At 70.0% G+C, this 1,199-nt stretch carries 1 protein-coding gene; it reads right to left on the minus strand.

From position 1 onward, the window contains the following. Nucleotides 1-773, minus strand: a 773-nt coding sequence (locus tag ACZ6QO_RS37845; protein ID WP_465858342.1) for a CHAP domain-containing protein, incomplete at its 3' end; no start/stop codon positions are given. Nucleotides 774-1,199 lie beyond the last annotated feature (426 nt).

Below are 1,199 nucleotides of genomic sequence, written 5' to 3' on the forward strand. Positions count from 1 at the left end.
GGGCTGTTGCCGTATCTGATGACCGGGCGGGTGTTGGTGTTGGAGTCGAAGCTGTCGGACAGCGTGAAGTCCAGCACCCCGTAGTCGATCGGCTCGGGCTCGGGGTCGGGGGTGCTGTCGATGCCGAGCGGAGCGGAGTATCCGACGATGTCGCCGTCCGAGCGCGAGTAGCTGTTCTCCTTGACGCGGTCGCTGGCGTTGCCCTCGATGGTGTATACGGTGCTCGAGGTCGCCGACTTGACGATGCCGACGTGGTTGATGTCGCCGTCCCGGTCCCAGTCGAAGACGACGGCGTCACCTGGCTGGGGCGTGTAGCCGCTCGACCGGGTATGCCACGTGCCGTACTTGGTCCCGTAGTTCTTGAAGGAGGCGGCCCAGCCGGTGAGCACGCCGCCGTCGGTCTCGGCGATGTCGGCGTTGCGCACGCCGGCGTTCTTCCACACGTACTTGGAGAAGTCGGCGCACCAGTCGCTGTCGCGCCACTGGACCCCGTCGGTCGAGGGACACCCGGAGGAGGGTTTCCAGGAGCGGAAGTACCCGGTGTAGAAGTTGCAGCCGCTGCCCATCGGCGATTCGTGGTTGCGCGAGGAGTTGTTGAGCTGGCCCTGGGCGACCGACACGATCGTCGCGCGGGACGCGGCGGCGGCAGGGGAGGCCGTGGTCGCGATGAGCCCTGTTCCGAGCAGAGCCGTGGTGGCCAGCCCGCCGCCGAGCCGGCGCATGAAGCGCGAGCGGGTCGCCGTGGTCCGGGTGCGGGGGGTGATCGAACTCATGAGAGTTCCTTTCCGGTAAGTCCTGCGGATCTGCCGATCTCCGTGTGAGAAGCATCCGGGTGGGCGCTCCAACCTTGCTGTAAGTGCGCTGTAGCCCCCGGCGGCCGGCATGCGAGGGGATTACAGCGTTGTCGGCGCACGGCGCACGGCGCACGGCGCACGGCGCACGGCGCACGGCGGGCGCGCGGGGGAGTGCCAGGGCGGTGTGTCCGGCGACGCGGAACGCCCCTGTGCCGCCGTGTCGGTCACGGCGGCACAGGGGCGTGGAGGTGCGGGCGTCGCGGGCGTCGCGGGCGGCCCCGGCGTCCCGGCTGTGCTCCGGGCGAGGGCGGGTGGGTTATCGGACGATGCCTTGGGTGTCGGTGCCGTCGCCGTTCCAGTCGCCGATGACGGGGAGGTCGGCGGTGTTGCCGAAGGGGACGGGCC

Source organism: Sphaerisporangium sp. NPDC049457, assembly GCF_055586705.1.